This window comes from Rhizomicrobium palustre (assembly GCF_011761565.1).
In the GTDB taxonomy this organism is placed as follows: Bacteria; Pseudomonadota; Alphaproteobacteria; order Micropepsales; family Micropepsaceae; genus Rhizomicrobium; species Rhizomicrobium palustre.
Map to the genome: position 1 here is coordinate 1,600,544 of NZ_JAASRM010000001.1, position 25,881 is coordinate 1,626,424.

General features: G+C 60.6%; 29 protein-coding genes and 1 tRNA gene. 15 read left to right on the forward strand and 15 right to left on the reverse strand.

Annotated elements, in window-relative coordinates; genetic code table 11:
• Window positions 1-62: 62 nt before the first annotated feature.
• Window positions 63-770 carry an NnrU family protein gene (locus FHS83_RS07275; RefSeq protein ID WP_167082315.1) on the forward strand — a complete coding sequence of 236 codons (708 nt, stop codon included), beginning with the start codon at window positions 63-65 and terminating at the stop codon, window positions 768-770.
• On the opposite strand, the gene FHS83_RS07280 is transcribed toward FHS83_RS07275, so the two are convergent.
• Window positions 760-1,527 (reverse strand): GNAT family N-acetyltransferase, encoded by a 768-nt coding sequence (locus FHS83_RS07280; protein ID WP_167082317.1) that lies wholly within the window; start codon window positions 1,525-1,527, stop codon window positions 760-762. The two genes, FHS83_RS07275 and FHS83_RS07280, sit on opposite strands and share 11 nt — an antisense overlap.
• Before the next feature lie 30 nt (window positions 1,528-1,557).
• On the opposite strand from FHS83_RS07280, the gene FHS83_RS07285 reads away from it, so the two are divergent.
• A complete protein-coding gene (locus FHS83_RS07285) occupies window positions 1,558-1,905 on the forward strand; it encodes an Hpt domain-containing protein (RefSeq protein WP_167082319.1) in 348 nt (115 codons plus the stop codon).
• Here FHS83_RS07285 and FHS83_RS07290 read toward each other — a convergent pair.
• Window positions 1,884-2,156, reverse strand: a complete 273-nt coding sequence (locus FHS83_RS07290) for a chorismate mutase (protein ID WP_167082321.1) — start codon at window positions 2,154-2,156, stop codon at window positions 1,884-1,886. The genes FHS83_RS07285 and FHS83_RS07290 overlap by 22 nt on opposite strands.
• A gap of 180 nt (window positions 2,157-2,336) precedes the next feature.
• Between FHS83_RS07290 and FHS83_RS07295 the strand changes: the two genes are divergently transcribed.
• Both FHS83_RS07295 and FHS83_RS07300 read left to right on the forward strand, forming a co-directional pair.
• Window positions 2,337-3,365 (forward strand): NAD(P)/FAD-dependent oxidoreductase, encoded by a 1,029-nt coding sequence (locus FHS83_RS07295; protein WP_167082323.1) that lies wholly within the window; start codon window positions 2,337-2,339, stop codon window positions 3,363-3,365.
• 17 nt (window positions 3,366-3,382) lie between these two features.
• Complete coding sequence (locus tag FHS83_RS07300) at window positions 3,383-3,691, forward strand: 2Fe-2S iron-sulfur cluster-binding protein (protein ID WP_167082325.1); 309 nt, start codon at window positions 3,383-3,385, stop codon at window positions 3,689-3,691.
• 72 nt (window positions 3,692-3,763) lie between these two features.
• On the opposite strand, the gene FHS83_RS07305 is transcribed toward FHS83_RS07300, so the two are convergent.
• Both FHS83_RS07305 and FHS83_RS07310 read right to left on the reverse strand, forming a co-directional pair.
• A complete protein-coding gene (locus FHS83_RS07305) occupies window positions 3,764-3,961 on the reverse strand; it encodes a hypothetical protein (RefSeq protein WP_167082327.1) in 198 nt (65 codons plus the stop codon).
• Between the two features lie 122 nt (window positions 3,962-4,083).
• Window positions 4,084-4,191: transfer RNA gene (locus FHS83_RS07310), tRNA-Ile, on the reverse strand.
• Between the two features lie 533 nt (window positions 4,192-4,724).
• Between FHS83_RS07310 and FHS83_RS07315 the strand changes: the two genes are divergently transcribed.
• Together FHS83_RS07315 and FHS83_RS07320 are read left to right on the forward strand one after the other, a co-directional pair.
• Window positions 4,725-5,261, forward strand: a complete 537-nt coding sequence (locus FHS83_RS07315; RefSeq protein WP_167082329.1) for a DUF2975 domain-containing protein — start codon at window positions 4,725-4,727, stop codon at window positions 5,259-5,261.
• The gene (locus tag FHS83_RS07320) at window positions 5,261-5,476 is read left to right on the forward strand and encodes a helix-turn-helix domain-containing protein (protein WP_167082331.1); all 216 of its coding nucleotides are present in this window, start codon (window positions 5,261-5,263) and stop codon (window positions 5,474-5,476) included. Before FHS83_RS07315 ends, FHS83_RS07320 begins: the two co-directional genes overlap by 1 nt.
• Here the strand turns inward: FHS83_RS07320 and FHS83_RS07325 are convergent, their stop codons facing one another.
• A complete protein-coding gene (locus FHS83_RS07325; RefSeq protein ID WP_167082333.1) occupies window positions 5,477-6,028 on the reverse strand; it encodes a hypothetical protein in 552 nt (183 codons plus the stop codon).
• 188 nt (window positions 6,029-6,216) lie between these two features.
• On the opposite strand from FHS83_RS07325, the gene FHS83_RS07330 reads away from it, so the two are divergent.
• Complete coding sequence (locus FHS83_RS07330; RefSeq protein WP_167082335.1) at window positions 6,217-7,731, forward strand: YifB family Mg chelatase-like AAA ATPase; 1,515 nt, start codon at window positions 6,217-6,219, stop codon at window positions 7,729-7,731.
• A 101-nt stretch (window positions 7,732-7,832) separates the two neighbouring features.
• Here the strand turns inward: FHS83_RS07330 and FHS83_RS07335 are convergent, their stop codons facing one another.
• Entirely contained in the window at window positions 7,833-8,390 is a 558-nt protein-coding gene (locus tag FHS83_RS07335) for a hypothetical protein (protein ID WP_167082337.1), read from the reverse strand.
• A gap of 142 nt (window positions 8,391-8,532) precedes the next feature.
• On the opposite strand from FHS83_RS07335, the gene FHS83_RS07340 reads away from it, so the two are divergent.
• Window positions 8,533-8,733 (forward strand): DUF3311 domain-containing protein, encoded by a 201-nt coding sequence (locus FHS83_RS07340; RefSeq protein WP_167082339.1) that lies wholly within the window; start codon window positions 8,533-8,535, stop codon window positions 8,731-8,733.
• Window positions 8,730-10,280, forward strand: coding sequence for a monocarboxylate uptake permease MctP (mctP, locus tag FHS83_RS07345; RefSeq protein WP_167082341.1), 1,551 nt, complete (start codon window positions 8,730-8,732; stop codon window positions 10,278-10,280). Before FHS83_RS07340 ends, mctP begins: the two co-directional genes overlap by 4 nt.
• A gap of 96 nt (window positions 10,281-10,376) precedes the next feature.
• On the opposite strand, the gene pstB is transcribed toward mctP, so the two are convergent.
• From pstB to pstC, 3 genes are read right to left on the reverse strand one after another with little or no spacing between them, the layout of a single operon-like run.
• Window positions 10,377-11,240 (reverse strand): phosphate ABC transporter ATP-binding protein PstB, encoded by an 864-nt coding sequence (pstB, locus tag FHS83_RS07350; protein ID WP_167082343.1) that lies wholly within the window; start codon window positions 11,238-11,240, stop codon window positions 10,377-10,379.
• A complete protein-coding gene (pstA, locus tag FHS83_RS07355; protein WP_425061527.1) occupies window positions 11,156-12,004 on the reverse strand; it encodes a phosphate ABC transporter permease PstA in 849 nt (282 codons plus the stop codon). The genes pstB and pstA overlap by 85 nt, the downstream gene beginning before the upstream one ends.
• Window positions 12,004-12,999: a phosphate ABC transporter permease subunit PstC gene (gene pstC / locus FHS83_RS07360; RefSeq protein ID WP_167082345.1), complete on the reverse strand. Its 996-nt coding sequence runs from the start codon at window positions 12,997-12,999 to the stop codon at window positions 12,004-12,006. Before pstC ends, pstA begins: the two co-directional genes overlap by 1 nt.
• A 344-nt stretch (window positions 13,000-13,343) precedes the next feature.
• Here pstC and FHS83_RS07365 point away from each other — a divergent pair, with 344 nt between their 5' ends.
• The 3 genes from FHS83_RS07365 (at window position 13,344) to olsB (ending at window position 17,737) form a co-directional block, all read left to right on the forward strand.
• Window positions 13,344-15,506, forward strand: coding sequence for a PAS domain-containing hybrid sensor histidine kinase/response regulator (locus FHS83_RS07365; RefSeq protein WP_167082346.1), 2,163 nt, complete (start codon window positions 13,344-13,346; stop codon window positions 15,504-15,506).
• Complete coding sequence (locus FHS83_RS07370; protein ID WP_167082347.1) at window positions 15,503-16,822, forward strand: AmpG family muropeptide MFS transporter; 1,320 nt, start codon at window positions 15,503-15,505, stop codon at window positions 16,820-16,822. Before FHS83_RS07365 ends, FHS83_RS07370 begins: the two co-directional genes overlap by 4 nt.
• Window positions 16,823-16,894: 72 nt before the next feature.
• Window positions 16,895-17,737, forward strand: a complete 843-nt coding sequence (gene olsB, locus FHS83_RS07375; protein ID WP_167082348.1) for a l-ornithine N(alpha)-acyltransferase — start codon at window positions 16,895-16,897, stop codon at window positions 17,735-17,737.
• Window positions 17,738-17,918: 181 nt separating this feature from the next.
• Here olsB and gshB read toward each other — a convergent pair whose 3' ends face one another.
• The 3 genes from gshB to rsmI are packed head-to-tail and all read right to left on the reverse strand — an operon-like array spanning window position 17,919 to window position 20,202.
• Window positions 17,919-18,857: a glutathione synthase gene (gene gshB / locus FHS83_RS07380; RefSeq protein ID WP_167082349.1), complete on the reverse strand. Its 939-nt coding sequence runs from the start codon at window positions 18,855-18,857 to the stop codon at window positions 17,919-17,921.
• 60 nt (window positions 18,858-18,917) lie between these two features.
• A complete protein-coding gene (locus tag FHS83_RS07385; RefSeq protein WP_167082350.1) occupies window positions 18,918-19,292 on the reverse strand; it encodes a YraN family protein in 375 nt (124 codons plus the stop codon).
• Entirely contained in the window at window positions 19,270-20,202 is a 933-nt protein-coding gene (rsmI, locus tag FHS83_RS07390) for a 16S rRNA (cytidine(1402)-2'-O)-methyltransferase (RefSeq protein WP_167082351.1), read from the reverse strand. Before rsmI ends, FHS83_RS07385 begins: the two co-directional genes overlap by 23 nt.
• Here rsmI and FHS83_RS07395 point away from each other — a divergent pair.
• On the forward strand, window positions 20,190-21,431 hold the full coding sequence (locus FHS83_RS07395; protein WP_167082352.1) for a penicillin-binding protein activator: 1,242 nt from the start codon (window positions 20,190-20,192) through the stop codon (window positions 21,429-21,431). The two genes, rsmI and FHS83_RS07395, sit on opposite strands and share 13 nt — an antisense overlap.
• Here the strand turns inward: FHS83_RS07395 and hemW are convergent.
• The 3 genes from hemW to rph form a co-directional block, all read right to left on the reverse strand.
• Complete coding sequence (hemW, locus tag FHS83_RS07400) at window positions 21,428-22,570, reverse strand: radical SAM family heme chaperone HemW (RefSeq protein WP_167082353.1); 1,143 nt, start codon at window positions 22,568-22,570, stop codon at window positions 21,428-21,430. The two genes, FHS83_RS07395 and hemW, sit on opposite strands and share 4 nt — an antisense overlap.
• Window positions 22,571-22,802: 232 nt before the next feature.
• Window positions 22,803-23,402, reverse strand: coding sequence for an RdgB/HAM1 family non-canonical purine NTP pyrophosphatase (rdgB, locus tag FHS83_RS07405; RefSeq protein WP_167082354.1), 600 nt, complete (start codon window positions 23,400-23,402; stop codon window positions 22,803-22,805).
• Window positions 23,399-24,109: a ribonuclease PH gene (rph, locus tag FHS83_RS07410; protein WP_167082355.1), complete on the reverse strand. Its 711-nt coding sequence runs from the start codon at window positions 24,107-24,109 to the stop codon at window positions 23,399-23,401. Before rph ends, rdgB begins: the two co-directional genes overlap by 4 nt.
• 126 nt (window positions 24,110-24,235) lie before the next feature.
• On the opposite strand from rph, the gene hrcA reads away from it, so the two are divergent.
• Together hrcA and grpE are read left to right on the forward strand one after the other, a co-directional pair.
• Window positions 24,236-25,285, forward strand: a complete 1,050-nt coding sequence (gene hrcA / locus FHS83_RS07415; protein ID WP_208414281.1) for a heat-inducible transcriptional repressor HrcA — start codon at window positions 24,236-24,238, stop codon at window positions 25,283-25,285.
• 7 nt (window positions 25,286-25,292) lie between these two features.
• Entirely contained in the window at window positions 25,293-25,880 is a 588-nt protein-coding gene (grpE, locus tag FHS83_RS07420; protein WP_167082357.1) for a nucleotide exchange factor GrpE, read from the forward strand.
• Window position 25,881 lies beyond the last annotated feature (1 nt).

Here is a 25,881-nt window from a genome sequence, read left to right on the forward strand (position 1 = left end):
AGGACTCGCGGGCAAATTCCGTGGGAAAGTTGGTCCCAGGGGCGAAAATCGGGGGGAACGGCATGGAACAGCTCGCGGCGGCGGCCTTATGCTTCTTGGGCATTCACCTCTTGGTGTCCGGCACCACGCTCAGGGACGTCCTGACACGGAATATTGGCGAGAAGCCCTATCTGGGGTTCTTCGCGCTGACCTCTTTGGCAGTGATTGTGTGGCTCGCCTGCAGCTATAATGCGGCGAGTGTTTCTACCGCGAACACTGTTCTCTTCAATTTAGGGGGCGGCTTCAGGAGCTTTGCCGGTCTGCCGGTGATGCTGATCGCCTTTATGTTAGTGCTGCCCGGCGTGTTGCGCGGCAATCCCACCAGCCAGGGCCAAGAAAAAGCGAAAATCTCCGGCATTTTGCGCATCACCCGCCATCCCTTCCTGTGGGGTGCCACGCTGTGGTCGGGCTTTCACCTTCTGGCGCTGGGCACGCTGGCGGGTGTGCTTTTCTTCGGAACGTTTTTCCTGGTCGCGGTCATCGGCATGCGCGCCATCGATGGCAAGGTGAAGCGCAAACGCCCCGCCGATTGGGCAATGATCATCTCGCAGAGCTCGGCCATCCCCTTCGCCGCGATCTTTGAAGGCAAGAATATCTTTGTGGCACGCGAGATTTTCGACTGGCGCTTTGGTATCGCGCTGGTGGCGTTTGTGGCTTTCGCGGTGCTGCACGTGAAGATCTTTTCCGTGCCCGCGTTTCCGCCGCAATGGCTTGGGCTCCTCACCCTTTGACGCGGTAGTGATAGCCGTAAAGCGCTTTAAACCCGAGGCTTTCATACAGGCGGCGGGCGGGCGTGTTCGTCTCTTCCACGCAGAGGGTGAGAAAATCGCAGGCTTGGTTTTGTGCCCAGCCCGCCAAAGCTTGAACGACTTTGCGCGCCAGACCACAGCGGCGGAAGGAAGGATCGGTGCGGACGAGATTGATCGCCGCCATTTTCATGTCGCCATCATGCGCGAGGCCAATATGCCCGCAAGCCCGGCCGACGCCTTCGTGAAACGCCACAGCGGCGGTATTGGGAATGGCGAGCCGCGCCACAACGGCAAGCCGCTCTTCGCCGTCTTCCGGGGATTTGGAGCCAAGCCGCACCAGCCGTGCAAAGTCTTCCGGCGCATCAAACCGCACATCGCTGGACGCTTCCGCAATCTCAGAGGCTTGCGCGGTATAGACCAGCGAATGACCCTCGGCACGATAGCCGCGTACGTCCAACATCTTTTCCAACGCAGCGGGTTTCGCGGCAGGATGCAGCGCGAACATCGGCTTTAGCCCGCGCGCCGCGTAAGCGGCTTCGACATGCGCAATGGCGACCTCAAGATCGGGGCCCGAAAAATCCAACACCGCCACCGAATTGGGGCGATGGCCTTTGGCGCCCGCAAAACGTAAGCGCCAGCCTTGAAACTCGACACTTTCCACACCCGGCCAGGTCAATAGCGAAAGCCGCTCGATCGTTTCGGCTGCGTTGTTAACGGGGTGTTGACCAAGATTTTGCATAATGGGCTGAAGCTCGCGAGGGGAATAGCGATGAAGGGTGCGGTCGATCTCGATCACCTCTGCCGTTATACGGGGGGCGACGAGGCGCTCAATGCCGAAGTTCTGAAGCTGTTCGATGACCAGGTGACCGATATGGTCGGGCGGCTGAATGCCGTCTTGGACGCGCGCGACGCCAAAAGCTGGCGCCAGATCACCCACACCTTGAAAGGCGCTGCGCGGGGCATCGGCGCCTTCAAATTCGCCGACATGGCTGCCGCCGCCGAGCCGATCGATCTTATTTCCGACCGGATGAGCGCAGCCGCGGCAATCGAGAATTTAACAACCACCTCCGCCGAGGTGCGCAGCTTCATTCGTGATTACTTGGCGCGCGCTTCGTAGCAATCCATTTCGAGCGCGATGGAGCCTTCCATCAGCTCGCGCCACACCCTTTGGGCGATTTCGACCTTCAGACCGGCTTTTTCAGCGGCGGCGCTGACCTTGTTCAAAACATCCTGAATGCGCGCTTCGTCACGTATCTCGTGCCGATGGGCTTTGATTTCCGCCGCCCGTTCGATATAGCGCTGGCGTTGGGAAAGGAGCTCCACCAGCTGAGAATCCAAAAAATCGATCTGTTCACGCAGCTCTGCCATGTTAAGGCATTGTTCTGCTGACTTTTTTTCCAAGGCACGCCTCGTGATTACCCGCGTCAATCTGTGGCATGGGTCGCATCGGGAGGCAAGCGGAGGTGATTTTTCGGATTGTTGCGGCGCCTCTTTTTACATATAGGTGTAGTCGTTTCTTCTAAACCACAGGCCTCGATAGTAAAATAGATGCAGACCACTCCCATCGAAACCGATGTCGTCATCATTGGCGCTGGCCCTGCGGGGCTATTCGCCGTGTTCGAGCTTGGCCTTCTCGACCTTAAGGCCCATCTGATCGACATTCTGGACCGCCCAGGCGGACAGTGCACCGAGCTTTATCCGGAAAAGCCGATCTACGACATTCCGGCGCTGCCGGTGGTGACGGGCCAGAAGCTGGTCGATCAGCTGATGGAACAGATCAAGCCGTTCAACCCGACTTTCCATTTCGGCGAGATGGCGGCGGGCTGCACCAAGCTGCCCGATGGCCGCTGGAAGCTGACCACCGATACGGGCAAGGAATTGATCGCGCCGGTGATCGTGATCGCGGCCGGTGCCGGCAGCTTTGTGCCGAAGCGTCCGCCCATCCCGGGCATCGAAGCCTATGAAGGCAGCTCTGTGCATTACGCCGTGCGCAAGATGGAGAGCTTCCGCGATAAATCCGTGCTGATCGCGGGCGGCGGTGATAGCGCCCTCGACTGGACGCTGAACCTTGCCCCGATCGCCAAAAGCCTGACCCTGGTGCATCACCGCGACGGCTTCCGCGCTCAGGCGCACAGCGTCAATCAGATGCGCGAGCTTCAGGCGGCGGGGAAGATCAACTTCCATGTCGCCAGCGTGAAGAGCCTGCATGGCGCCGATGGCCAGCTCCATGCCGCAACGCTGCTGCATCACGACAAAAGCGAACATCAGATCGATGTCGACGCCTTCCTGCCGTTCTTCGGCCTGACCATCAAACTCGGCCCCATCGCTGAGTTCGGCATCGGCCTGCATGAGAATTTGATCCCGGTCGATACCGCCAAGTTCGAAAGCGAACAGCCGGGCATCTTCGGCATCGGCGATATCATCACCTATCCGGGCAAGCTGAAGCTGATCCTGTCGGGCTTCCATGAAGCGGCACTGATGGCGCAAGCCGCCTTCCATATCTGCCGCCCCAATGAAAAGCTGCGCTTCCAGTACACCACCTCTTCTTCGAATCTTCAGAAGAAGCTCGGCGTTTAATCGAGGACCCATCAGCGATGAAAATTTTCGCCAAAGACCGCGACGGCAAGGAAATCGAGATCGAAGGCCGTGACGGCTGGACGATCATGGAAATGCTGCGCGAAGCGGGCCTGCCGATCACCGCCGAATGCGGCGGCGCCTGCGCTTGCGCCACCTGCCATGTCTATATCGACCCGGAATGGGTGGAAAAGCTGACGCCGGCCTCCGATATGGAAGTGGACATGCTGGATATGGCCCTCGCGGTGGAGCCCAATTCGCGCCTTTCCTGCCAGCTCACCTGCTCGGAAGAGCTGGACGGCATCAAGGTCACGCTGGCGCCGGAATAAGCGCCGGTAAGAAGGTTTAGAAGACAGAGCAGGGGCCTTCGCGGCCCCTGTTTTTGTTTGGGGCGTGCAGTCTTATCCGCGCTTCGTACGGCCTTGGCGAATATGGTCTTGAACCGAAGTTTGCTTCAGGGCGTCGAGGATCAGAGCCCGACAAATCGTGGCTCGTTTTTTCCCGTAGAGTCCAAACGGAATGAGACCATTCTCAATCATTTCAATAGCTTCTAAGGGAAGCGTGATCGAAAAGCCCTTGCTTTCGCTGTCTTCATTCATTGGTTTCACAATGGAATTGCAATGCCTTTCCATTGTTATACTGTGAAACCAGAAGCGAATCGACTCAGTGATTCGTTCGTGATCTAAAAAGAAAGGCCCCCTTAAGGGGGCCTGAGTAAAATTGGTGGATGCGGTGGGATTCGAACCCACGGGACCCCTGGTCGCCGGCAAGCTAGAGGGGTCCACTCCGATTATAAGTCGGGCACTTTCAGCCACTCAGTCACGCATCCTCATGGCCGGGGCGACCTTTGGTGGTCGTCCCCGGTAATTCTTAAAACCCTACCCCCTTGCCCCCGGATTTGGTGTCGCGAGCGGCGACATGGGCCAAAGTCTGTGCAGATTTGAGAAGTTCCGCAAGCGCTAAGTGGTAAACGCGACTGTGGACACTATATGTGGTGGCGCCTGCAGTCCCGAAAAAGCCGCGAGTCAAGCGGACGTGCAATTTGGGCTGAGAATATTTTCAAAGGGCTGGACGCAATGACGCACCAATGGGCGCCGCCATCCATAATCACAACGACAGGATTGTCCGCTTTTTTGACGCCACATGGCTTGGCCTAACTCGCTCCATGACTGAGCGATTCGTTTGCAATACATCGCAAACTAATTACGTCAGCGCTTAGAATTCGACCGAGCAGATATAAGGCCCGGGCGGCCCCTGTTTTTGTTTTAGGGTCGCGACAAAGCGGCACAACAAGAAATTATTGTTTTGCGATAATTTATTATCGCACTATGGTGGAGGCATCCCAGTTGATGAGGCCTTGCCATGGTGATCTCGCAAAATCTTCGCAATGCCAGTTCCGTCATGGCGTGGCTGTCTTTGAGCGGTGCCGTGCTGCTTACCATCGCGGTGCCGCTCGCTTTTTTGGTGCCCAATCCGAGCTTTGCATTTGGCGGCTCAAAAATCGCTGTGGCGATCGACGATCTGACGGGGGCCGTACCATTATTCGACCGCGCTCTGGCGTTGCTGGTTTTGGCGGTGCCGCTCGGCTGCCTTATTGCATCTTTGGTGCTGTTGTTTTTCTTGTTCCGGCGTTACGCGGTGGGAAGCGTCTTTGACGTCAAATCGCTTCGCGCGCTGCGTTGGATCACGACCCTGTTGTTCTGTTTCGCCCTGCTGCGGCCGGTTGCGCTCAGCATCAACATGTATCTGTTTCATCTCTATCTGGGGCAGAGATGGATCGGCTTCAAATTCGACACCCAGGATTTTGGCATGACGTTCCTGGCAGGCGTGGCACTGGTGATCTCGCGGGTGATGGCGGAAGCCAAGAAACTCGCCGATGAAAATGCGAATTTTGTCTGATGCGGATTATCGTCAACCTCGATGTCATGCTCGCCAAGCGCAAGATGCGCTCCAAGGAGCTTGCCGAGATGATCGGCATCACCGAAGCCAATCTCTCGCTCTTGAAATCGGGCAAGGTGAAGGGCGTGCGCTTTGAAACCTTAAGCGCGATCTGCAATGCGCTCAATTGCCAGCCCGGCGATCTTCTGGAATTCAGCAAAGACAGCGAAGACTGATCAGTTCGGCGCGCCCATATCCCTGATCGCCTCGCCATAGACGGCGGTGACAAAGGCGGTCTGGTCTTCCTTGTCACGCGGGTAGGCGTATTCCACCACCGCTTCCACCGCCCAGCCGCCCAGCGCCGCGCTGGCGAGCTGGGTGCGATAGGTCAGCATGTCGAGCTTGGCCATGTCATAGGTGCGCAGGAACACCGGCACCGCGGCGCCATCCGGCCCCACCGGCTGAACCGTTTCGGCGACGGCGCGCCCGCCCATGCTTTCAACTTTGCGGAACTCCGGCGCCAGAAGCGCGGGCGGATCGTAAAGGGCAGGGCGGTGCTTGACGATAATGGTGCCATAAAGCCCGGTGAGGGCCGAATAGGCGCAGTAATCGCCTTCCTCGCGGCTGCCGAATGCGTCGCGTTCGAACATGCCGATCTTGGCCGGACAAACAAAGCCCGAACCGCCATGCAGCACCGCGCCATCCTCGCGCAGGGTGAAGGCCTCCTCGGCGGAGGCGGCGGAAAAGAACAGGGCGGGAGCAAAAAGCAACGCGAGGGGGCGCATCACGGGAAACGATTCCAAAAAAGCACCTAATGGTCTTAGGGAGCCGATTGTATTTCCCAAGGACGACACAGCTCAAAGAAAAACGCCTGCGCCTGAGGGTCTCGCCGCAAAAAGATGCGCGAGTGACATAATCGCGTTACAGTGGTGGCGGGGATGAGGGGGCGGCAAGCGATGAGTCAGCACAAGCGCGCATGACAGTCGCGCATATCTACACCGTCGCCTTTCAAGGCATCGACGCCTCACCGGTGGATGTGCAGGTGCATATCTCCGATTCCGGCAGCGGTCAGCTCAACCTTGTGGGGCTTGCCGATAAAGCCGTGACAGAGGCTAAGGAGCGGGTGCGCGTGGCGCTTTCGGCCATCGGCCTTGCCATGCCCTATAAGCGCATCACGGTGAATCTGGCGCCTGCCGATCTGCCCAAGGAAGGCAGCCACTACGATCTTCCCATCGCGCTCGGGCTTCTAGCCGCCATGGGGGTTTTGCCCGCGAGCGAGATGGAGCGCTATGTGGCGCTGGGCGAGCTCTCGCTGGATGCGCAGATCATCCCCGTAGCAGGGGTTTTGCCCGCGGCGCTGGCGGCTTCGGCCCAAGGGCGCGGCCTCATCTGCCCCGCCTCGTGCGGCGCCGAAGCGGCCTGGGCGGGCGATATCGACATTATCGCGGCACCGTCCTTGATCGCCATCGTCAATCACATGCGCGGCGCGCAAGTACTGAACCGGCCCACCGCCAAGCTTGCCGAAGACCGCGCGGTCATCCCCGATTTGAAAGACGTGAAGGGCCAGGAAACCGCCAAGCGGGCGCTCGAGATTGCGGCGGCGGGCGGGCACAACATGCTGATGATCGGCCCGCCAGGTTCGGGCAAATCCATGCTGGCCCAGCGCCTGCCAGGGATTTTACCGCCCTTGGATGCGCGCGAGGCTTTGGAAATCTCCATGGTGCAATCCTTGGCGGGCGAGCTGGCCGAGGGCACGATTTCGCGGCGCAGGCCGTTTCGCAATCCGCATCACTCCGCTTCCATGGCGGCGCTGGTGGGCGGCGGGCTGAAGGTGAAGCCGGGCGAGGTCTCGCTGGCGCATTTGGGTGTGTTGTTCCTGGATGAGCTGCCGGAGTTTCAGCGCGCGGTGCTGGATTCGCTGCGCCAGCCGATCGAGACCGGCGAGGCCATTGTGGCGCGGGCCAATGCGCATGTGCGCTATCCAGCGCGGTTCCAGCTGGTGGCCGCGATGAATCCCTGCCGCTGTGGCTATTTGAGTGATCCCGCACGCTCTTGCGGAAAAGCACCGCGCTGCGCCCAGGACTATCAGGCCAAAATTTCCGGCCCCTTGATGGATCGCATCGATATCCATGTCGATGTGCCCGCGGTCTCGGCCGCCGATCTCGCCTTGCCGCCACCCTCGGAAGGCTCGAGCGAAGTTGCACTGCGGGTGGCGGCAGCGCGCGATATTCAGCGCCAGCGTTTTATGGAAGCGGGGCTGCGCTCCAATGCCGAAGCCGAAGGCCGCTTGCTGGATGAGGTGGCCACACCCGAACCACAGGGCCTAGCGCTGCTCAACCAAGCCGCCGAAAGCATGGGGCTGACCGCGCGTGGCTATCACCGCGTGCTGCGCGTGGCGCGTACCATCGCCGATATGGAAGCAAGCGAGACCGTGCGCCGCCCCCATATCGCCGAAGCGCTGAGTTTCAGGCGGCTAAGCCAAGGCTTTTAGACCACAGCGGTCATGGCCGGCCCCCGAGCCGGCCATCCATGTCTGAGCCGGAAAAGCTGGATGGCCGGGTCAAGCCCGGCCATGACGGAAAGAGAAATCGTTTACGCAGGTTTCGGTTTGGCAATTGCTGCGATGGCAAGGCCCGCCACAAGCGCGCCCACCACGCCGATGGTTATTTGTGCCAGGGTGTAGGAGAGCGGAAAGCCGTACCAGATGAAATAAGAGGTATCCTGACCGAACGCCGCGAAAACGCCGATCAACCCCACAAATCCGGCACGTGCGAAATATCCCGTCAGCGCAGTGAGCGAGAGCAGGAAAACGCCAAGAAAGCTCTGCGCCAGCTCTTTCAGGAATTCATGAAGCAGCATGGGGCCCATGGCGGTGGCACTGCCGGGTGCGTGATACAGCAAGATGCCTTCCGGATTGGTCTTGGTGAGTTCGAGACCTTTTTCCATCATCTGTGGGTCTTTGGGATCGACCCAAGGAAACATGTAAAGCCCGTCCTTGACTTTGATGCTGGTCTTCATCGCCGCCAGCACCGGTTTTTCATTTGGAATTTCAGAAAAGCCCATCGTGCCGAGCGGCGTCGCCATATGGGCGATGCTCATCCAGACGAACATGGCGATACCACCGGCTAACCCGGCCAAGATGCTGCGCATGCTATGTGCCCCAAACAGTCCCACTTCAATCTTAGCGTGATGGCGGGCAAAGAAAACACTGCCGCTGGGGAAGAAAACGCGGCTTGCGTGGCGGTCAAAGCCCTGTACCTTCGAAAAAAACGTAAAACAGGGGGGAAGGGCGATGGAGAAATCCCGCCGTACATTTCGTTGGCACTATCTATTACTTTGCCTGCCGCTCGCGCTTTTGTGGGTGCCGTTCTACAACCGGCTTGAGCCCGCCCTGTTCGGCCTTCCTTTTTTCTATTGGTATCAGATGGCCTGGGTGGTGCTCGCCGCCTTGCTGACCTTCCTGGTCTATTGGCTGGATGGGAGGAAGGCGTGAAGCTTGATCCCGTAGCCGTTACCATTTTCGTCACCCTGTTCGGGCTCGTTACCATTCTTGGCTTTGTAGCGGCGGGCTGGCGGCGCGGCGATCTTGATCAACTGCATGAATGGGGGCTGGGCGGGCGGCGCTTCGGCACTTGGATAAGCTGGTTCCTGCTCGGCGGCGATCTTTATACGGCCTATACCTTCGTCGCCGTGCCCGCACTGTTATTTGGCGCAGGCGCGACGGGCTTTTTCGCCATGCCCTATACGATTTTGATCTGGCCTTTGATGTTCGCGGTTTTTCCGCGCCTCTGGTCGGTCTGCCACAAACACGGCTATGTCACTGCCGCCGATTTCGTGCGCGCCCGCTTTGGCAGCCGCAGCCTGTCGCTCGCCATCGCGGTAACCGGCATCATCGCCACCATGCCTTATATCGCGTTGCAGCTTATCGGCATCGAGGTGGTGATCGCAGCGCTTGGCCTCAACATGGCGTTTCATGTTGGTGGCGTGGTGATCGATCTGCCGCTGCTCGCCGCTTTCGCGATTCTGGCGGCTTATACCTATAATAGCGGCCTTCGCGCGCCTGCGATGATCGCTGTGGTCAAGGATCTTCTCATCTATGGCACCGTGATCGCGGTGATCATCATCGTGCCTGCCAAGCTGGGCGGCTTTGGCGCGATCTTCGCCGCGGCGGGAAAGACGAGCCTGCTGGCAGCGCCGCCTTCAGGCAGTTTGGGGTCTTATTCGGCTTATACGAGCCTGGCGCTGGGATCGGCCTTGGCGCTGCTCCTCTATCCCCATTCCATCACCGGCATCTTGTCGGCCTCGAGCCGCGATGTCATCCGCCGGAACGCGATTGTCATGCCCGCTTATTCCCTGGCGCTCGGCATCATCGCGCTGATGGGCTTCATGGCGCTGGCGGCAGGGGTGAAAGCCATGCCGCAATATGCGGAGGGCTTTAAAGCCTTCGGACCCAATTTCGCGGTGCCCGCCTTGCTGCTGCACATGTTCCCCTCCTGGCTGGTCGGTGTCGCCTTTGCCGCCATCGGTATTGGCGCGCTGGTGCCTGCCGCGATCATGTCGATTGCCTCGGCCAATCTTTTCACCCGCGATATCTATCGCGAGTTCCTCCGCCCCAATTGCTCGGCGCGCGAGGAAAGCCATGTCGCCAAACTTATGTCGCTCTTGGTCAAGGCGGGCGGGCTGGTGTTCATTCTTCTGACGCCGCAGACCTATGCCATCACCTTGCAGCTTCTGGGCGGGGTATGGATCAGCCAGACCTTGCCTGCGGTGATGTTGGGGATTTTCTTTAGCCGCTTGCGGCCCGGCGCGCTGCTGCTTGGCTGGGGCGCGGGGATGGTGAGCGGCACCGCCATGGTGGCCGAAGCTAATTTCAAATCGGCGATTTATACGCTGCACATCTTCGGCACCGCCGTGCCCTGTTACGCTGCCATTGCCGCGCTGGCATTGAATCTGGCAATTGCTGTGGGGCTGAGCGTGATCTTGAACGCGATGGCCGATGCGCCTTCGCGCGATGTCACCGCGGAGGAGGATTACGCGTAAGACACCCCCCAAAAGCGTCATGGCCGGGCTTGACCCGGCCATCCCGTCTTTCGACCCAAATGGATGGCCGCCTCAAGGGCGGCCATGAAAAAAAAATCAACCAAAGCGGCCGGTGATGTATTGCTCGGTCTTCTTGTTCGAGGGGGCGGTGAAGACCTTTTCGGTTTCATCGAATTCGATCAGCTCGCCGAGATACATGAAGGCCGTGTAGTCGGAGGTGCGCGAGGCCTGCTGCATGTTGTGGGTGACGATGACGATGGTGTAGTCCTTCACCAGCTCATCGATCAGCTCTTCGATCTTGGCGGTCGAGATCGGGTCGAGCGCGGAGCAGGGCTCGTCGAGCAGAATAACTTCAGGACGCGTCGCCACGGTGCGGGCGATGCAAAGGCGCTGCTGCTGGCCGCCCGAAAGCGAGAGGCCGGATTCCTTCAGCTTGTCCTTGACCTCGTTCCAGATCGCGGCGCGCTGCAGAGCGTCTTCCACACGGCCTTCGAGTTCGGAGCGCGGCAGCTTTTCATAGAGCTTGATGCCAAAAGCGATGTTGTCCCAGATCGTCATGGGGAAGGGGGTCGGCTTCTGGAACACCATGCCGACGCGGGCACGCAGGAGGTTCAAATCCTGCTTGGTGTTGAGGATGTTCTCGCCATCGAGCAGCACTTCGCCTTCGGCGCGCTGATTGGGATAAAGCTCGTAAATCCGGTTCAGGATGCGCAGCAAGGTGGACTTGCCACAGCCCGAGGGGCCGATGAAGGCGGTGACCTTCTTCTCCCGCAGCGGGATGTTGATGTTCTTCAGCGCCTTGGTCGCGCCGTAATAGAACGAGAGGTTCTTGACGTCGAGTTTGGCGGGGACGGCGGCGTTCATATGCGTTCCACTCACTGCTTCTTGGAAGACTCGAGGAGGCGGGCGAAGATGCTGAGCGTGAGCACAGCGATGGTAATCAGAAGCGCGCCTGCCCATGCGAGCTTGTGCCAGTCTTCATAAGGCGACATGGCGAAGTTGAAGATGATCACCGGCAGCGAGGCCACCGGACCGCCCAGATGCGTGGACCAGAACTGGTTCGACAAGACGGTGAGAAGAAGAGGGGCGGTTTCGCCCGAGATACGTGCGATGGCGAGAAGCACGCCGGTGACGATACCGGCTCGCGCCGCGCGCCAGGTGACCGCCTTGATCACCATCGCCCGGGGTGCGCCCAGGGCCGTGGCAGCTTCACGAAGACCGTTCGGCACCAGGAGCAGCATGTTTTCGGTGGTGCGCACCACAACCGGGATCACGATCACGGTGAGCGCGGCGGCGCCCGCCCAGGCCGAAAAGGTGTGGGTGGTGGCGACGATCACGACATAGATGAAAAGGCCGATCAGGATCGAAGGCGCCGAGAGGAGGATGTCGTTGATGAAGCGCACCGTGTCGGCGAGTTTGGAATAGCGGCCATATTCGGCAAGATAAGTGCCCGCCAGAATGCCGATCGGCGTGCCGGCCGCGACGGCCAGAAGGCTCATCACCACCGAGCCGAAAATCGCATTGGCAAGACCGCCATCCTGACCCGGCGGCGGTGTCATCTCGGTGAAGACCTTGAGCGAGAGCCCGGCAAAGCCCTTGTAGAACAGCGTCGAAAGGATCAGCGCCAGCCAGATCAAGCCGAACACCGCCGCGAGAGTCGACAGGGTCAGGAAGAAGACGTTGCTGCGCTTGCGCCCGTTATAGATACGCTTGTTGATCGCAATCATCCCGAAATACCCCCGGCGCGCTTGTGCAGGATGCGCAGCATGATCTGCGCGCTGGCCAGAACCACAAAGCTGATGAAGAAGAGGATCAGACCGGCTTCCACCAGCGAGGATTTGTAAACATCACCCACCGCTTCGGTGAACTCATTGGCCACCGTGGCCGAAATCGTGGTGCCTGGTGCGAAGATCGAGCTGTGGATGCGGTGCGAATTGCCGATCACGAAGGTGACGGCCATGGTCTCACCCAGAGCGCGTCCCAAGGCCAGCATCGCGCCACCGACAACACCGGCACGGCTGAAGGGTAGCACGACATGCCAGACCACTTCCCAGGTGGTGCAGCCCATCGCATAGGCCGACTCTTTGAGGTGGCCCGGCACGGTTTCGAAAACGTCGCGCGTCACCGCCGAGATGAAAGGGATGATCATGATCGAGAGGATGAAAGAGGCGGTGAAGATGCCGATGCCGTAGGGCGGGCCCGCGAAGATGTCCTGCAGGATCGGAATATCGACCACCGCATCGACGATCCAGGGCTGGACATGCTCCTGAAAGAAGGGCGCGAAGGTGAATAGACCCCAGATGCCGTAGACGATGGAGGGAATGCCGGCGAGAAGCTCGATGGCAATACCGATTGGGCGGCGCAGCGGCAGAGGGCAAATTTCGGTGAGGAAGATGGCGATACCGATGCCGACCGGAACTGCCAGACCCATCGCGAGGAAGGAGGAAATCAGCGTGCCGTAGATCGAGGCCAGCGCGCCGAACTCTTCGCTCACCGGGTTCCATTTCTCGGAGGTGACGAAGCTCCAGCCGAAAGCCTTGATCGCAGGCCAAGCGCCATCAGCCAGCGCTGCCATCATGCCAAGGAAAATCAGCACCACCAGGGCCGCAGCCGAGAAGGACAAAATCCGAAAGCGGACATCGCCCGCGCCGCTGCGTTTAACGGCAGCTACCTTTTCTTGAGAGACGCTCATGGTTGTGTTCAATGCGATCTCGGCCATTTCACGCCTGCTTCCACCTGCGTCCAATCTTCGACTGTCCGGCAGCACCTGCGGCGCACAGTTTCCCAGGACCGGATGGGACCTCTTTCTGAGGGTCCGGCCCGTTTCCCTACTCGACGGCCCTGTGAGGACCACATGACTGCCCGGAAGCCATCACGTCCGGCATTGGTGCAACCAGCATCACAGTTTTATAAAGCTTTTGTGACGGCACCCCCTCCTAGGCTCAAAATGCCTTGCAATTGCTGCATTTGAGACCCCGCCCTGCGGTGAAATTTCTTCTTTTGCGCAACACCTTAAGGCTTCCGAAACCGTATTTGCCGCTTAGTTCCCCTCAGGAGCGTTGCATGGCCCTGCGCATACTTCGGACCATTTTCGGACTAGCGGCGCTGGCTCTGCTGGTGGTGGCGCTGTGCGATGTCGCGCTGAACGGCCGCCTGCAGATGGTGACCCCCACCGAGTTCGGCGCCCTGGTGGCGATTGTCATCGCTTACGTTCTTTTTGCTGTCACAGAACTGCGCCGCCAAACCGAGCAGGCCGACCAGCAAAAAAGCCAATTCGAAGCGGTCGCTGCGCGGCTGGAAAATTCGCTGGCCCAAGCCTCGGCGATGAATGTCAGGCTGAACCAGAGCGAAATCCGCTACAAAGGTCTGGTCGATGCTCAAGGCGATGCGATTTTCCGCCGGGCTGCGGATTCCACCCTGACTTACGGCAATGACGCATTTTTCCGCCTCTTCGGCCTCAACCCGCAAACCGCGTTAGGGAGGCCCTTCGCGCCGGAGCTGCACCCCGAGCATCGCGCCGCCGCCTTTGGCAGTTTCGCCGGGCTCGATCGCGGTCATACGCGTGTACGCTATGACCAGTATGTCCGCACCGCCTATGGCTGGCGCTGGCTCGCCTGGGAAGACTATGCCTTGCGCGACACGATGGGGCGCCTTGTCGAGGTTCAGAGCGTCGGGCGCGATATCACCGACCGCAAGGCGCTTGAAGAAGCCCTGACCGAGGCGCGCGATAAGGCCGAAGCGGCAAGCCGCGCCAAATCAGGCTTTCTCGCCACCATGAGCCATGAGATACGCACCCCGATGAACGGCGTTCTGGGCATGGCACGGCTGCTTTTGGAAACCGATCTGCGCCCCGAACAGCGCACCTATGCCGAGGCCATCCAGCAATCGGGCGAAACCCTGCTCACCCTGATCGGCGATATCCTCGATTTCTCCAAGATCGAATCCGGTAATCTCAGCCTGGAAGAGGAAACCGCCGAAATCCGCCCCTTGATCGAAAGCGTTTGCGAGCTTTTGGGCACCAGGGCGCATGGCAAAGGCATCGAGCTTGTCTCGGCGGCGGGCGCCGATGTGCCTGTGATCGTGCGCACGGATCGCATGCGGCTGAAGCAGGTCCTGATCAATCTCGTCGGCAATGCGGTGAAGTTCACCGAAAAGGGCGGGGTATGCCTGAAGGTGGCGCTGGTGCAAGGCGAACGCAGCTTCTTGCGCTTCAGTGTCGAGGATACCGGCATTGGGGTGCCCGAACACAAGCGCCAGGAAATTTTCGAGGAATTCGTTCAGGCCGATTCCAGCCATGGGCGTAAATTCGAAGGGACCGGGCTTGGTCTTGCCATCTCCCGCCGTCTGGTTGCCGCCATGGGCGGGGAGATCGGCCTGGACCCCAATCCGCATGGCGGCAGCATTTTCTGGTTTACCCTTCCGGCCATGGGCGCGGCGGAGGCTCCGAGCTATGGCGATGCCTTGAAGGGCAAGCGCGTGGCGGTGCTGTCGCGCAATCCGGTCTTGCGCGAAGGGCTGATCGCCCAGATCAAAAGCGCCGGCGCCGAACCCGCGCCTCTGACGGAAAAGGGCCTTCGCAGCGCCGATGTCATGCTGGTGGATGCGGGCACCGAGAGCGAACCAGCCCCCGTTACCCCGCCGCTGCCTGCCGTGCCGGCCTTCCTGCTTTTGAGCCAAGGCGCGCGCGCTGCCGCCGCCGATGTGAAATCAGCCGGTTTCACGGGCTATCTCGTCAAGCCGGTGCGCCAGCTCACCCTTGTCACCTGGCTTGGCGATCAGGCCGAACAATCCCAGCCCGGCCTGCCGCCCAAAGCGCAAAGCGAGGCGCAAGCGAGCTGCCATATCCTTTTGGCCGAGGACAATCCGATCAATCAGCTTCTCACCACCGAGCTCTTACGCCGCCGCGGGCATAGCGTGCGCACCGTGACGAGCGGCGAGGCGGCGATACAAGCGATGGAGGATGAGCGTTTCGATCTCATCCTCACCGATATTCATATGCCGGGTATGGACGGCATCGAGGCAACGCGCGCCATCCGAGCCTTGGAAGCACGCGATAGCCGCACGCGCACCCCGATCATTGCGCTGACCGCCGATGCGCTCGAAACCGGACGACAGGCTTGCCGGGATGCGGGTATGGATGGTTTCTTGACCAAACCCATCGAACCAGCGCAGCTTGATCAGATGTTCCAGGCCTTTTTCCCCGACCGTTTCGGCGCCGCCGCATGAGCGAGAAGCGGCCGCTTGCCGTCTATTTCGAACGGCGCAATCTCATCATGCTGGCCTTGGGCTTCTCTTCGGGGCTGCCCTTTCTTCTGGTCGGCAATACGCTCGGCTATTGGCTGGCGGAGGAAAACACTTCGCTCGCGGCGATCGGCTTCATCTCCTGGGTCGGGCTGGCCTATTCCTTCAAATATCTCTGGGCGCCGCTGATTGATCACACCAGCGTATTTCTCTTCGCCAAACTTGGACGGCGGCGGAGCTGGATGCTCTTGGCGCAAGGGCTGGTGCTCGCCTGCCTCGCCTTAATGGGGCAAATCGGGATCAGTCACGGACTTGTGACCCTGGGTGTGCTGGCGCTGATCGTCGCCTTCTCTTCGGCGACACAAGACATTGTGATCGATGCTTGGCGCATTGAAAGCGCCCGCGATGCCAAGGAACTTGGCGTCTTCACCTCGGCCTATACCTTTGGCTATCGCGCCGCGCTGCTCTCCACCGAAGCCATCATGCTGCCGATCGCCACGCGGGTGGGGTGGAACACGAGCTATGTTCTCTATGCCGGGTTGATGGTGCTGGGCATTACCGCCTGTCTTCTGGCCGCGGAACCGGCGCGCAAAGCCGCGCCCACGCAGAGCGGCGTCAGGCTCTTCAAGGCCGATGGCGTCTTGGATTCCATTGTCGGTCCCTTCGTCGCTTTTTTCCGCGCCCACGGCACTATGGCGATCCTGATGCTTTTGGCTATCAGCTTGTTTCAATTGCCAAATTTCATCACCGGCCCGATGATTGGGCCGCTCTACACCAAGATTGGCCTGACCAAGGATATGGTGGGGGCGGTGCGCGGCACCTTTGGCCTTGCGGCGGTGTTTGCGGGCGTGGCGGCGGGCGGTTTTGCCTGCCTGAAGCTGGGAAAAATCCGCGCCCTGGTGGTGGGCGGCTCGGCCCTGATCCTCGGCACCATGTCTTACGCCGTTCTGCCTTACGCCCATGACCCGGTGAGCTTCGCCATCATCATGGCGGTCGACAATTTCGGTATCGCGATGGCTGGGGTGACACTCGTCACCTATATGTCGAGCCTCACCACCGTGGGCTACACCGCCACGCAATATGCGCTCCTCAGCTCCGTCTACACGCTGATCGGAAAGTTCTTGAAAGGCTTTTCCGGCGAGATTGTCGAAAGCTTAACGGCGGCTTTCGGACTCATGAACGGCTTTGCCGCGTTTTTCATCGGCGCTGGTTTGATAGGCATTCCCTCTATTCTGCTGTTCCTCTGGATTGCGGCACAGCGCCGCCAGCCCCCTGAGCAACCTATTGTTGCTAACCAGTAAGGGATTGACCCCTTTGTGTTGTTGAATCGCCTGAGGTAAAACCTCATCCCGTTAGCGACGGCACAGGAAGCCATGGTCAACATTCACGAGCCTGGTCCTCTCGAAGGACGCATTACCCAGTGGCCGGTTCTGGCTGCTTCGGGTGTGCTCGAAGTGCGTTTGGCCGAAACCGATTCCGAGGTCGAGGCGGCGCAGCGTTTACGCTACCGCGTCTTCTATGAAGAGATGGCGGCCGTTCCCTCGCCCGAGATGCGCGAGGCGCGCCGTGACTTCGATCATTTTGACGAGGTCTGCGATCATCTTCTGGTGGTTGACCGCTCGGTCATCGATGATGAGGGCCAGCCCGCGGTGGTCGGCACCTATCGCTTGATGCGCGACGTCGATGCGGCCCGCGCCGGCGGCTTCTATACCGAATCCGAATACGACATTTCGGGCATGCTGAAAGGCGTGGCCGAGGGCACCAAACTCTTGGAGCTCGGCCGTTCCTGCGTGCTGAAAGAATATCGCGCGCGCCCTGGTGCGATGCAGCTCTTGTGGCGCGGGCTGATGGTCTACAACACCCGCTTCGCCATCGATCTGATGTTCGGCTGCGCCTCTTTCGCGGGCACTGACCCCAAGACCTTGGCGCTGCCGCTGTCCTATCTCTATCACTTCCATCTCGCCCCGCAGGAGATGCGGGTGAAGGCGAATCCCAAGCTGCATGTCGAGATGAATCTGATGGCGAAGGACGCCATCGATCCCAAGGAAGCCCTGCGTGCCCTGCCGCCGCTGATCAAAGGCTATATCCGCGCGGGCGCCTATATCGGCGATGGCGCCGTGGTCGACAAACAGTTCGGCACCACCGATGTGTTCATCTTCTTCCCGGTGTCGAAGATGGATGACCGCTATCGCAGCCGCTTCGAGATGAAGCAGTAGGGTTTTCAAAAACTGTCATCCCGGGCGAGTTGGCGCGCGCAGCAAGCGGCGGCGAGACCCGGGACCCACTTTATCGCCAGCACAGATATCCGAGTGGTTCCCGGATCGCGCCTGCGTGCCAGATGACGCGATCACCGAGGCGCGTCCGGGATGACAAGTCAGGGCGAAAGCGAAGCACGCACTATTTCTTCGCTTCAATCGCATCCCAGATCAGCTTCGCGCCGTCGGGGCCGCCGAAGCGTTTGATCTCTTGCAGGCCGGTGGGCGAGGTGACGTTGATCTCGGTGAGGTAATCGCCGATCACGTCGATGCCAGTGAAGATCAGCCCGCGCGCTTTCAATTCCGGCCCGATGATTTCGCAGATTTCGAGATCGCGCTTGGTGGGCTCCACCGCTTCGGGCCGTCCGCCGACATGCATGTTGGAGCGCGCTTCGCCTTGAGCCGGGACGCGATTGAGCGCGCCGGCGAATTTGCCATCGACCAGAATGATACGCTTATCGCCTTGGCGTACCGCGGGCAGATAACGCTGCACCATGATCGGCTCGCGATAGAAGGTGGTGAACATCTCCAAGAGCGAGGCGAGGTTCTCGTCATCCGGCTTCACCCGGAACACGCCCGCACCGCCATTGCCGAAGAGGGGCTTCAAAATGATGTCCTGATGCTCGGCGCGGAAGGCTTTGATCTCCGAAGGGTCCGAGGAAATCAGCGTCGGCGGCATCACATCCTTGAAGGTGGTGACAAAGAGTTTTTCGGGCGCGTTGCGCACTTCCTTGGGATCGTTGACCACCAAAGTCTTGGGATGGATGCGTTCGAGAAGATGGGTTGCGGTGATGTAGCCCATATCGAAGGGCGGGTCCTGCCGCATCAACACGACATCCATGGTGGAAAGATCGATGCGCGCTGCATCGCCCAAGGTGAAGTGATCGCCCTTGGTGGGGCGCACCTTGAGGGGCCGCACGGTGGCCACCACCACGCCATCACGGAAGGAAAGCTGCTTCGGCCCGTAATAGAAAAGCTCATGCCCGCGCGCCTCAGCCTCCAAGGCCAGCGCGAAGGTGGAATCCGCCGAGATATTGATGGCCTCAATAGGGTCCATCTGGATGGCGACGGTGAGCTTCATCGGGACTTCCTTTCGGCTTCTGCCCCTTACATCGGCATTCCCCCGGCCCGAAACAAGCCCCTAAACCACGTCTTCCGGGCGGAAAGCATCCCGGAAATGGCGGGGCAGATGCCCGGGAAGGAGAGAAATCACGTCAAAGCGGTAGGGCAACGGCCTGCCCGCGAGATATATCTCCGCCGCACGCACAATTCTGGCCTTCTGGCGGCCCGAGATGGCTTCCCCGAACGCGGCTTCATCGGGCCTTGCCTTGACCTCCACGAAGCAGATGACCCCGAAAAGCGATTTGGCGATGAGGTCGATCTCGCCCGCCCGCGTTTTCACCCGCCGTCCGAGAATGCGATAGCCCTTCGCGCAAAGCCAAGCCGCCGCGAGAAACTCCCCGCGCCGCCCCCGCTTTTCCGAGGCAAGCCCTCTAATCTGGCGCGCTTTCGTCATGCTTCTTTTCCAGCGCGCGATTGTACACCTCGCGGCGGGGGGCATCCAAAAGGCTGGAAATGAGGTCCACCGCGGCGCGCAGCGGCATGAAGGGCAGGGCCTGATCGAGGGCGGCATCGATTTTCACCCAATCGGGGCCTTCCTCCAGCGGCGGGCCGACCAAAAGGGTAATCTCGCCCCTTGGCTGGTCTTCTTCGGCATATTGGCTGGCCAATTCCTTCAAATCGGCGCGGCGCACTTCTTCGTGAAGTTTTGTGAGCTCGCGCGTGACCGCAGCGGGGCGGGGGCCCAGCACATCGGCCATATCGGCCAAGGTTTCGGCCAAGCGCTGGGGGGCTTCGAAGAAGATCAGCGTGGCTTTCAGGCTCTTGAGGTTTGCCAGATGGCTGCGCCGCTCGGCGCTTTTGGGCGGCAGAAAGCCTGCGAAAAGGAACTTGTCGGTCGGAAGCCCCGCCAAGGTGAGGCCGGTAAGCGGCGCGGAAGGGCCGGGAATGGCGTGCACCGCCAAACCTTCGGCCAAAGCCTCGCGCACCAGCTTGAAGCCGGGGTCGGAGACCAGCGGCGTGCCCGCATCGCTGACGAGGGCAATCCTTTGGCCTTCGCGCAGCTTGGCCAGGATACGCGGACGCTCCTTGGGGGCGTTATGGTCATTATAGGCGGTGAGCGGCTTGGCAATGGCATAAATCGCCAGAAGCTTGGAGGTGACCCGCGTGTCCTCGGCGGCGATGAGGTCGGCGCCTTTCAGCACGTCCAACGCCCGCAGAGAGACATCTCGGGCATTGCCGATGGGGGTGGCAACGACGTAAAGACCGGGCGGCAACAGTGGCAGCGTTTCTGCTCCCGCAGATTGTCCCGGCGCCTCAGAATGCTTAGGCTCGCCGCGTTGAGGAGCCTTCCATGTCCTTGTCATTGCTTGTGTCCAGGTTGACCCGCGGCCCGCATCCGAGCCGCACGTTTGCCATTGCTCTTTGTCTGGCGATAGGCGCCTGCACCACCGCCCCCGTCAAGACCGAGGCGCCTCAAGCCGCCGAACCGCCGCCCGCGCCCCATCAGGTGAGCGCCGAGACCCCGAATTTCCTGCGCCTGCCCAACACCCCGGCCCAGGCCGTGCCGGTGCGGGTGGGCGTGATCCTGCCTTTCGATAATGCCAATGCGGGAACCCGCAGCCTCGCCAAGGCGCTGATGCATGCCGCCCAGATGGCGCTGTATGATTCCGGCAACCGCAATATCATCCTGATGACCGCTGAAGACACCGGCTCCTCCGATGATGCCGTGGCCTCCGCCCAGAAGCTGCTCGATCAGGGCGCCGAGGTGATTGTCGGCCCGCTTTTCGCTGGCTCGGTCAATGCCGTGGCCCCCTTGGCGCGCGATCGCGGCGTGCCGGTGCTTGCTTTCTCCACCGACCGTTCGGTGGCCGGCAATGGCGTCTATCTTCTCTCGTTCCAGCCCCAAAGTGAGGTGCGCCGCATCGTCACTTACGCGGCGGGGCAGGGGCGCAAGAAAATCGGCGCTCTGATCCCCCAGACGCCTTATGGCGATGTGGTGGAGCAGGAGTTCCGCAAAGTGGCGCAGGAAAGCGGCGTGAGCATCTGTGCTGTCGCCCGTTTCTCGCCCAGCGCGGGCGCGCTCACCGATCCCGCCGCGACGGTGGCCAAAGCCGATTGCGATGCCGTGCTGGTGCCGCAAGGCGGAACGCTTTTGCGTGGCATCACTCAGACGCTCGCCTACTCCAATCTCGACACCGCCAAGGTGAAGCTTTTGGGCACCGGGCTTTGGTATGACCCGACCGCGCCGAAAGAAGGCCTTCTGAACGGCGCCTGGTTCGCCGCGCCCCAGCCCTCCAACGATGATGCCTTCAACGCCAAATACCATCAGACCTTTGGCAGCGAGCCGCCGCAGCTGGCACAGCTCGCCTATGATGCGGTTTCGCTGGTGGCGCTGCTTGCCAACGGCACGCCCTATCACCGCTTCACCCAGCGCGCGATTACCGATCCCAATGGCTTTGCCGGTGTCTCCGGGATTTTCCGCTTCCGGCCCGATGGCTCAATCGAACGCGGCCTCGCGGTGCTGGCGGTGGAACCCACCGGCTTCACCCTGGTCAACCCCGCGCCCACGACCTTTCAGGGCACGCATAGCTAATCGGCCAATTCCGCGATCAGGCTGTTGAGCACGAGAAGCCCGCGCTTGCTGGCTTTGAGATGGCCATCTTGCAGCGTCACCAGACCTTGTGCCTCTAGCTCGGCAATGCGTGGGGGCGAGAGCGTGATGCCCCAGCGCTCTCGATAGGCGGCAAGGTCGAGACCTTCGGCGAGGCGCAGATTCATCAGAAGATGTTCATGCGCGGCGTCTTCGCAGGCGACCTTTTCCCACTGCGTATAGCCATGGCGGTTGGCGGCGACGTTTTTCAGCCAGCGTTCCGGCAAGCGCTCGGTGACAGTGGCGACGATCTCGTCCCCTAGCCACAGCCGCCCATGCGCGCCAGGCCCCACGCCCGCATAAGAGCCATAGCGCCAATAGACGAGGTTATGGCGCGCATCGCAGCCGGGGCGAGCGTGATTGGAAACCTCATAAGCGGGAAGGCCCGCAGCGGCGGTGATCTCTTGCGTCAGATCGAAGAGGGCGGCGGCGTGATCTTCATCCGGGATGACGAGTTTGCCGCGCTGATGGAGCAGCGAGAAGGGTGTCTGCGGTTCGATGGTGAGCTGATAGAGCGACAGATGCTCGGTGCCGATGGCGAGCGCTTCCTTCAATTCGCTTTCCCACGCCGTGAGGGTTTGGCCGGGGCGGGCGTAGATCAAATCGAGCGAGACTCGGTCGAAATTTTTCTGCGCCAACACCAGCGCCGCCTTGGCTTCGGCAAGATCATGCAAGCGGCCGAGAAATTTCAAATCGGCATCATTGAGCGCTTGAATGCCCAGCGAGACGCGATTGACGCCCGCTGCCTTATAATCAGCAAAACGCGCGGCATCGGCGCTGGCGGGATTTGCTTCCAGGGTGATCTCGACATCATTGGCCCAAGGCCAAAGCGCACGCGCTTCTTCCAAAATGCGGCCGACGCTTTTGCCTTGCATCAAGCTTGGCGTGCCGCCGCCGAAAAATACCGTGCTGAGCACAGGCCGCGCCTCGCCTTGCATTTCTGCGGCGTAACGCATTTCGGAAAGGATGGAGGCGACCCAATCTTCTTCCGCGATGGCTTCGCGGACATGGGAATTGAAATCGCAATAGGGGCATTTGGCAGCGCAAAACGGCCAATGGACGTAGAGGGCGAAAGCACTCATCTATTAACCCTCCCCTTGAGGGAGGGTCGGAAAATACGGATGCATTTTTCGGGGAGGGGTAAGACGAGGCGCAGGCGATAAGCCTAAATGGTTGCGTTTTGGAGCGCGGCCAATCTTCCACGCTCTAGAGGTCACGACATACCCCTCCCCGAAATTGGGGCCGCTACGCGCCGCCAATTTCGACCCTCCCTCAAGGGGAGGGTGGAAGGGTAGGCCGTTGCTCATTCCTTTTTCACCCCAACACCGCCTTGGAAAACAGCTCAAACGCTTTGGCGCGGTGGCTGATGGCGTGTTTTTGCGCGGGATCGATTTCGGCGAAGGTCTCACTCATCCAATCGGCGACGAATATCGGGTCATAGCCAAAGCCTCGTGTTCCGCGCGGCGGAAATTCGAGATGGCCGTGGACTTCGCCTTGGAAGGTTTCAACCTCGCCCTCGGGCGTGGAGAGCGCGAGGCAGCAGACGAATTTCGCCCGCGCTTTCGCAACACCCTTTTCGGCGAGCAGGCTTTCGATCTTCCCCATAGCGATGGAGAAGTCTTTCGTCGGCCCCGCCCAGCGCGCCGAATAGATGCCAGGGTCGCCGTTCAAGGCTTCCACGGCGAGGCCGGAATCATCGGCCAGCGCATACATCTTGGCGCCAAGCGCAGAGGCCCGCGCTTTCAGGATGGCGTTTTCCGCGAAGGTGAGGCCGGTCTCTTCCGGCTCGGGCAGGCCAAGCTCGCCTGCACCTTTCACCGCAATGCCAAAGGGGGCGAGCAAAGCGAGGATCTCCCGCACTTTGCCCGCATTGTGACTGGCGACGACCAGGCTCGCGCCTTCGGGGAGCTTCATTCGCCCAGAGCCTCTTTCTGCAACGCCACCAGCTCGCCAATGCCTTTGCGGGCGAGGCCGAGGAGCTGAGTGAACTCTTCATCCGAGAAGGGCGCGCCTTCGGCGGTGCCCTGAATTTCCACAAGGCCGCCCGAACCGGTCATGACGAAATTGGCATCGGTGCCTGCGGTGGAATCTTCGGCGTAATCGAGATCCAGCACAGGGGTGCCGCCAACAATGCCGCAAGACACAGCCGCGACATGATCCTTCAAGACAGGTTTCGTCACCATGCCGATCTTCTTCATGTAGCCGATGCATTGCGCCAGCGCGACATAGCCGCCGGTGATCGAGGCGGTGCGGGTGCCGCCGTCGGCCTGCAGCACGTCGCAGTCCACGATGATCTGGCGTTCGCCCAGCGCCGAAAGATCGACCACGGCGCGCAAGGAGCGCCCGATCAGACGCTGGATTTCCTGGGTGCGGCCCGATTGCTTGCCGGAAGCAGCCTCGCGGCGCATACGATCATGGGTGGAGCGGGGCAGCATGCCGTATTCGGCCGTGACCCAGCCCTTGCCCGAACCGCGCAAGAAGGAGGGGGTGGTTTCTTCCAAGGAGGCGGTAACCAGGACATGGGTGTCGCCGCATTTGACGAGGCAGGAGCCTTCGGCATGCTTGGCAAAGCCGGGGGTGAGGGTGACGTTACGAAGGCTATCGGAGGCCCGGCTGCGCATAGGCTCTATCTCTTGAAGTTTGAATTGCGGGTCGTTACCTAGCGGCTTGAGCCCAGTCAGTGCAAACTACTCCTGGGCCGAACGGCAAACTTCAAGGCGTTCAAGAACTTAACCATGGGTTCGCCGATGACAAATCCTCTGTTTCTGGCAGACCGCCAGCGTGAAATCTTCCGCCATCTGGTGGATGCGTTTCTTTCGTCGGGCGAGCCGGTGGGTTCGCGCACCCTGTCGCAGATCCTGCCGATGGGGCTTTCGCCCGCCTCGATCCGCAATGTGCTGGCGGATTTGGAGACCATGGGGCTGCTCTATGCCCCCCATACCAGCGCCGGGCGGGTGCCGACGGAGCGGGGCTTGCGCCTGTTCGTGGATGGGCTGTTGCAGGTGGGCGAACTCGCCCAGCCAGAGGTTTCAGACCTGGAAGAGCAGCTGGCGGGCTCTGGCCGCGGCGTGGAAGAGCTTCTGACCCAGGCCACCACCATGCTCTCGGGCCTGTCGCGCTGTGCCGGGCTGGTGGTCACGGCCAAGCAGGATACGGCCCTGAAGCATGTGGAATTCGTCAGCCTTTCGCCGGGAAAAGCCCTGGTGATCCTTGTGTTTGAGGACGGGCAGGTCGAAAACCGCCTGATTAATACCCCCGCGGGCCTGCCGGTTTCGGCGCTTGCGGAAGCCTCCAACTATCTCAATGCGCGATTATCGGGCCGGACATTGGAAGACGCCCGCTCGGGCATCCTCGCCGAACTCGAAGGCGAGCGCGCCGAGCTTGATGCCCTTACGGCCAAGATCGTCGCCGAAGGGCTTGCAACGCTCGCCGGGCCGGGCAATAGCGATGATGAAAAGGTCTTGATCGTGCGCGGGGCCAGCCACCTTCTGGAAACCCTGGAAGCGCAAAGCGATCTCGAACGCATTCGCAATCTGTTCGACGATATCGAACGCAAAAACGAACTCATCCAGCTTTTGGAGCTGGCCCGCCAAGGTGATGGCGTGCGCATCTTCATCGGCTCGGAAAACCGCTTGTTCAGCCTGTCGGGCTCCTCCATTGTCGCGGCCCCTTACGTCAATGCCAAAGGCAAAGTCGTTGGGGTGATCGGCGTTTTGGGACCGACGCGGCTTAATTATGCGCGGATCATCCCCATGGTCGATCAGACGGCCAAGGTGATCGGCCGCCTGCTTGGATAGGAAAGCTATGTCTGAAGAAAATACGCCGGAAGCCCCCATCGAGACCCAGACCGAAAACGGCGCCGCCGAGCTCAGCGAGCACGAGCAAATGCATGCCTTGCTGCAAGCCCTGACGCTGGAAAATAACGAGCTGAAGGATCAGCGCCTGCGTGCGCTGGCCGAGGCCGAAAACATTCGCCGCCGCGGTGAGCGCGAAAAGCAGGATGCCTCCACCTATGCGGTGACCAAGTTTGCCCGCGATATGCTGACCGTCGCCGACAATTTCGGCCGCGCACTCGCCGCTTGCCCGCCGGAAAAGCGCGAAGCCGCCGACCCACAGGTTAAAGCCGTGATCGAAGGCGTGGAAGTGACCGAGCGCCAGTTGCTCTCGATCCTGGAAAACCACGGCATCAAGATCATCGATACCTCTGACGGCAAGTTCGATCCCAACCTGCATCAGGCCGTGGCCGAAGTGCCGGGCGAGGGCAAGCCTGCGGGCTCCATCGTGCATGTGGTGCAGACCGGTTTCAAAATCGGCGAGCGGCTGCTGCGCCCCGCCATGGTGACCGTGGCACGCAAAGAAGACGCCCCTGCCGCTACGAATACGCAGGCCTAAG

Bases quoted from the DNA above. Each gene is read 5' to 3' on its own strand.
- FHS83_RS07315 (WP_167082329.1), top strand. From the start codon at position 4,725: ATGGTGATCTCGCAAAATCTTCGCAATGCCAGTTCCGTCATGGCGTGG.
- gshB (WP_167082349.1), bottom strand. From the start codon at position 18,857: ATGAAGCTCACCGTCGCCATCCAGATGGACCCTATTGAGGCCATCAAT.
- hrcA (WP_208414281.1), top strand. From the start codon at position 24,236: ATGACAAATCCTCTGTTTCTGGCAGACCGCCAGCGTGAAATCTTCCGC.
- FHS83_RS07300 (WP_167082325.1), top strand. From the start codon at position 3,383: ATGAAAATTTTCGCCAAAGACCGCGACGGCAAGGAAATCGAGATCGAA.
- FHS83_RS07285 (WP_167082319.1), top strand. From the start codon at position 1,558: ATGAAGGGTGCGGTCGATCTCGATCACCTCTGCCGTTATACGGGGGGC.
- FHS83_RS07295 (WP_167082323.1), top strand. From the start codon at position 2,337: ATGCAGACCACTCCCATCGAAACCGATGTCGTCATCATTGGCGCTGGC.
- FHS83_RS07305 (WP_167082327.1), bottom strand. From the start codon at position 3,961: ATGAATGAAGACAGCGAAAGCAAGGGCTTTTCGATCACGCTTCCCTTA.
- grpE (WP_167082357.1), top strand. From the start codon at position 25,293: ATGTCTGAAGAAAATACGCCGGAAGCCCCCATCGAGACCCAGACCGAA.
- FHS83_RS07395 (WP_167082352.1), top strand. From the start codon at position 20,190: ATGTCCTTGTCATTGCTTGTGTCCAGGTTGACCCGCGGCCCGCATCCG.
- FHS83_RS07280 (WP_167082317.1), bottom strand. From the start codon at position 1,527: ATGCAAAATCTTGGTCAACACCCCGTTAACAACGCAGCCGAAACGATC.
- rdgB (WP_167082354.1), bottom strand. From the start codon at position 23,402: ATGAAGCTCCCCGAAGGCGCGAGCCTGGTCGTCGCCAGTCACAATGCG.
- FHS83_RS07365 (WP_167082346.1), top strand. From the start codon at position 13,344: ATGGCCCTGCGCATACTTCGGACCATTTTCGGACTAGCGGCGCTGGCT.
- olsB (WP_167082348.1), top strand. From the start codon at position 16,895: ATGGTCAACATTCACGAGCCTGGTCCTCTCGAAGGACGCATTACCCAG.
- pstC (WP_167082345.1), bottom strand. From the start codon at position 12,999: ATGGCCGAGATCGCATTGAACACAACCATGAGCGTCTCTCAAGAAAAG.
- FHS83_RS07320 (WP_167082331.1), top strand. From the start codon at position 5,261: ATGCGGATTATCGTCAACCTCGATGTCATGCTCGCCAAGCGCAAGATG.
- FHS83_RS07340 (WP_167082339.1), top strand. From the start codon at position 8,533: ATGGAGAAATCCCGCCGTACATTTCGTTGGCACTATCTATTACTTTGC.
- FHS83_RS07335 (WP_167082337.1), bottom strand. From the start codon at position 8,390: ATGCGCAGCATCTTGGCCGGGTTAGCCGGTGGTATCGCCATGTTCGTC.
- FHS83_RS07275 (WP_167082315.1), top strand. From the start codon at position 63: ATGGAACAGCTCGCGGCGGCGGCCTTATGCTTCTTGGGCATTCACCTC.
- FHS83_RS07330 (WP_167082335.1), top strand. From the start codon at position 6,217: ATGACAGTCGCGCATATCTACACCGTCGCCTTTCAAGGCATCGACGCC.
- rph (WP_167082355.1), bottom strand. From the start codon at position 24,109: ATGCGCAGCCGGGCCTCCGATAGCCTTCGTAACGTCACCCTCACCCCC.
- FHS83_RS07385 (WP_167082350.1), bottom strand. From the start codon at position 19,292: ATGACGAAAGCGCGCCAGATTAGAGGGCTTGCCTCGGAAAAGCGGGGG.
- FHS83_RS07290 (WP_167082321.1), bottom strand. From the start codon at position 2,156: ATGGCAGAGCTGCGTGAACAGATCGATTTTTTGGATTCTCAGCTGGTG.
- hemW (WP_167082353.1), bottom strand. From the start codon at position 22,570: ATGAGTGCTTTCGCCCTCTACGTCCATTGGCCGTTTTGCGCTGCCAAA.
- FHS83_RS07370 (WP_167082347.1), top strand. From the start codon at position 15,503: ATGAGCGAGAAGCGGCCGCTTGCCGTCTATTTCGAACGGCGCAATCTC.
- pstB (WP_167082343.1), bottom strand. From the start codon at position 11,240: ATGGGCAGGCGCGCTTCTGATTACCATCGCTGTGCTCACGCTCAGCAT.
- rsmI (WP_167082351.1), bottom strand. From the start codon at position 20,202: ATGACAAGGACATGGAAGGCTCCTCAACGCGGCGAGCCTAAGCATTCT.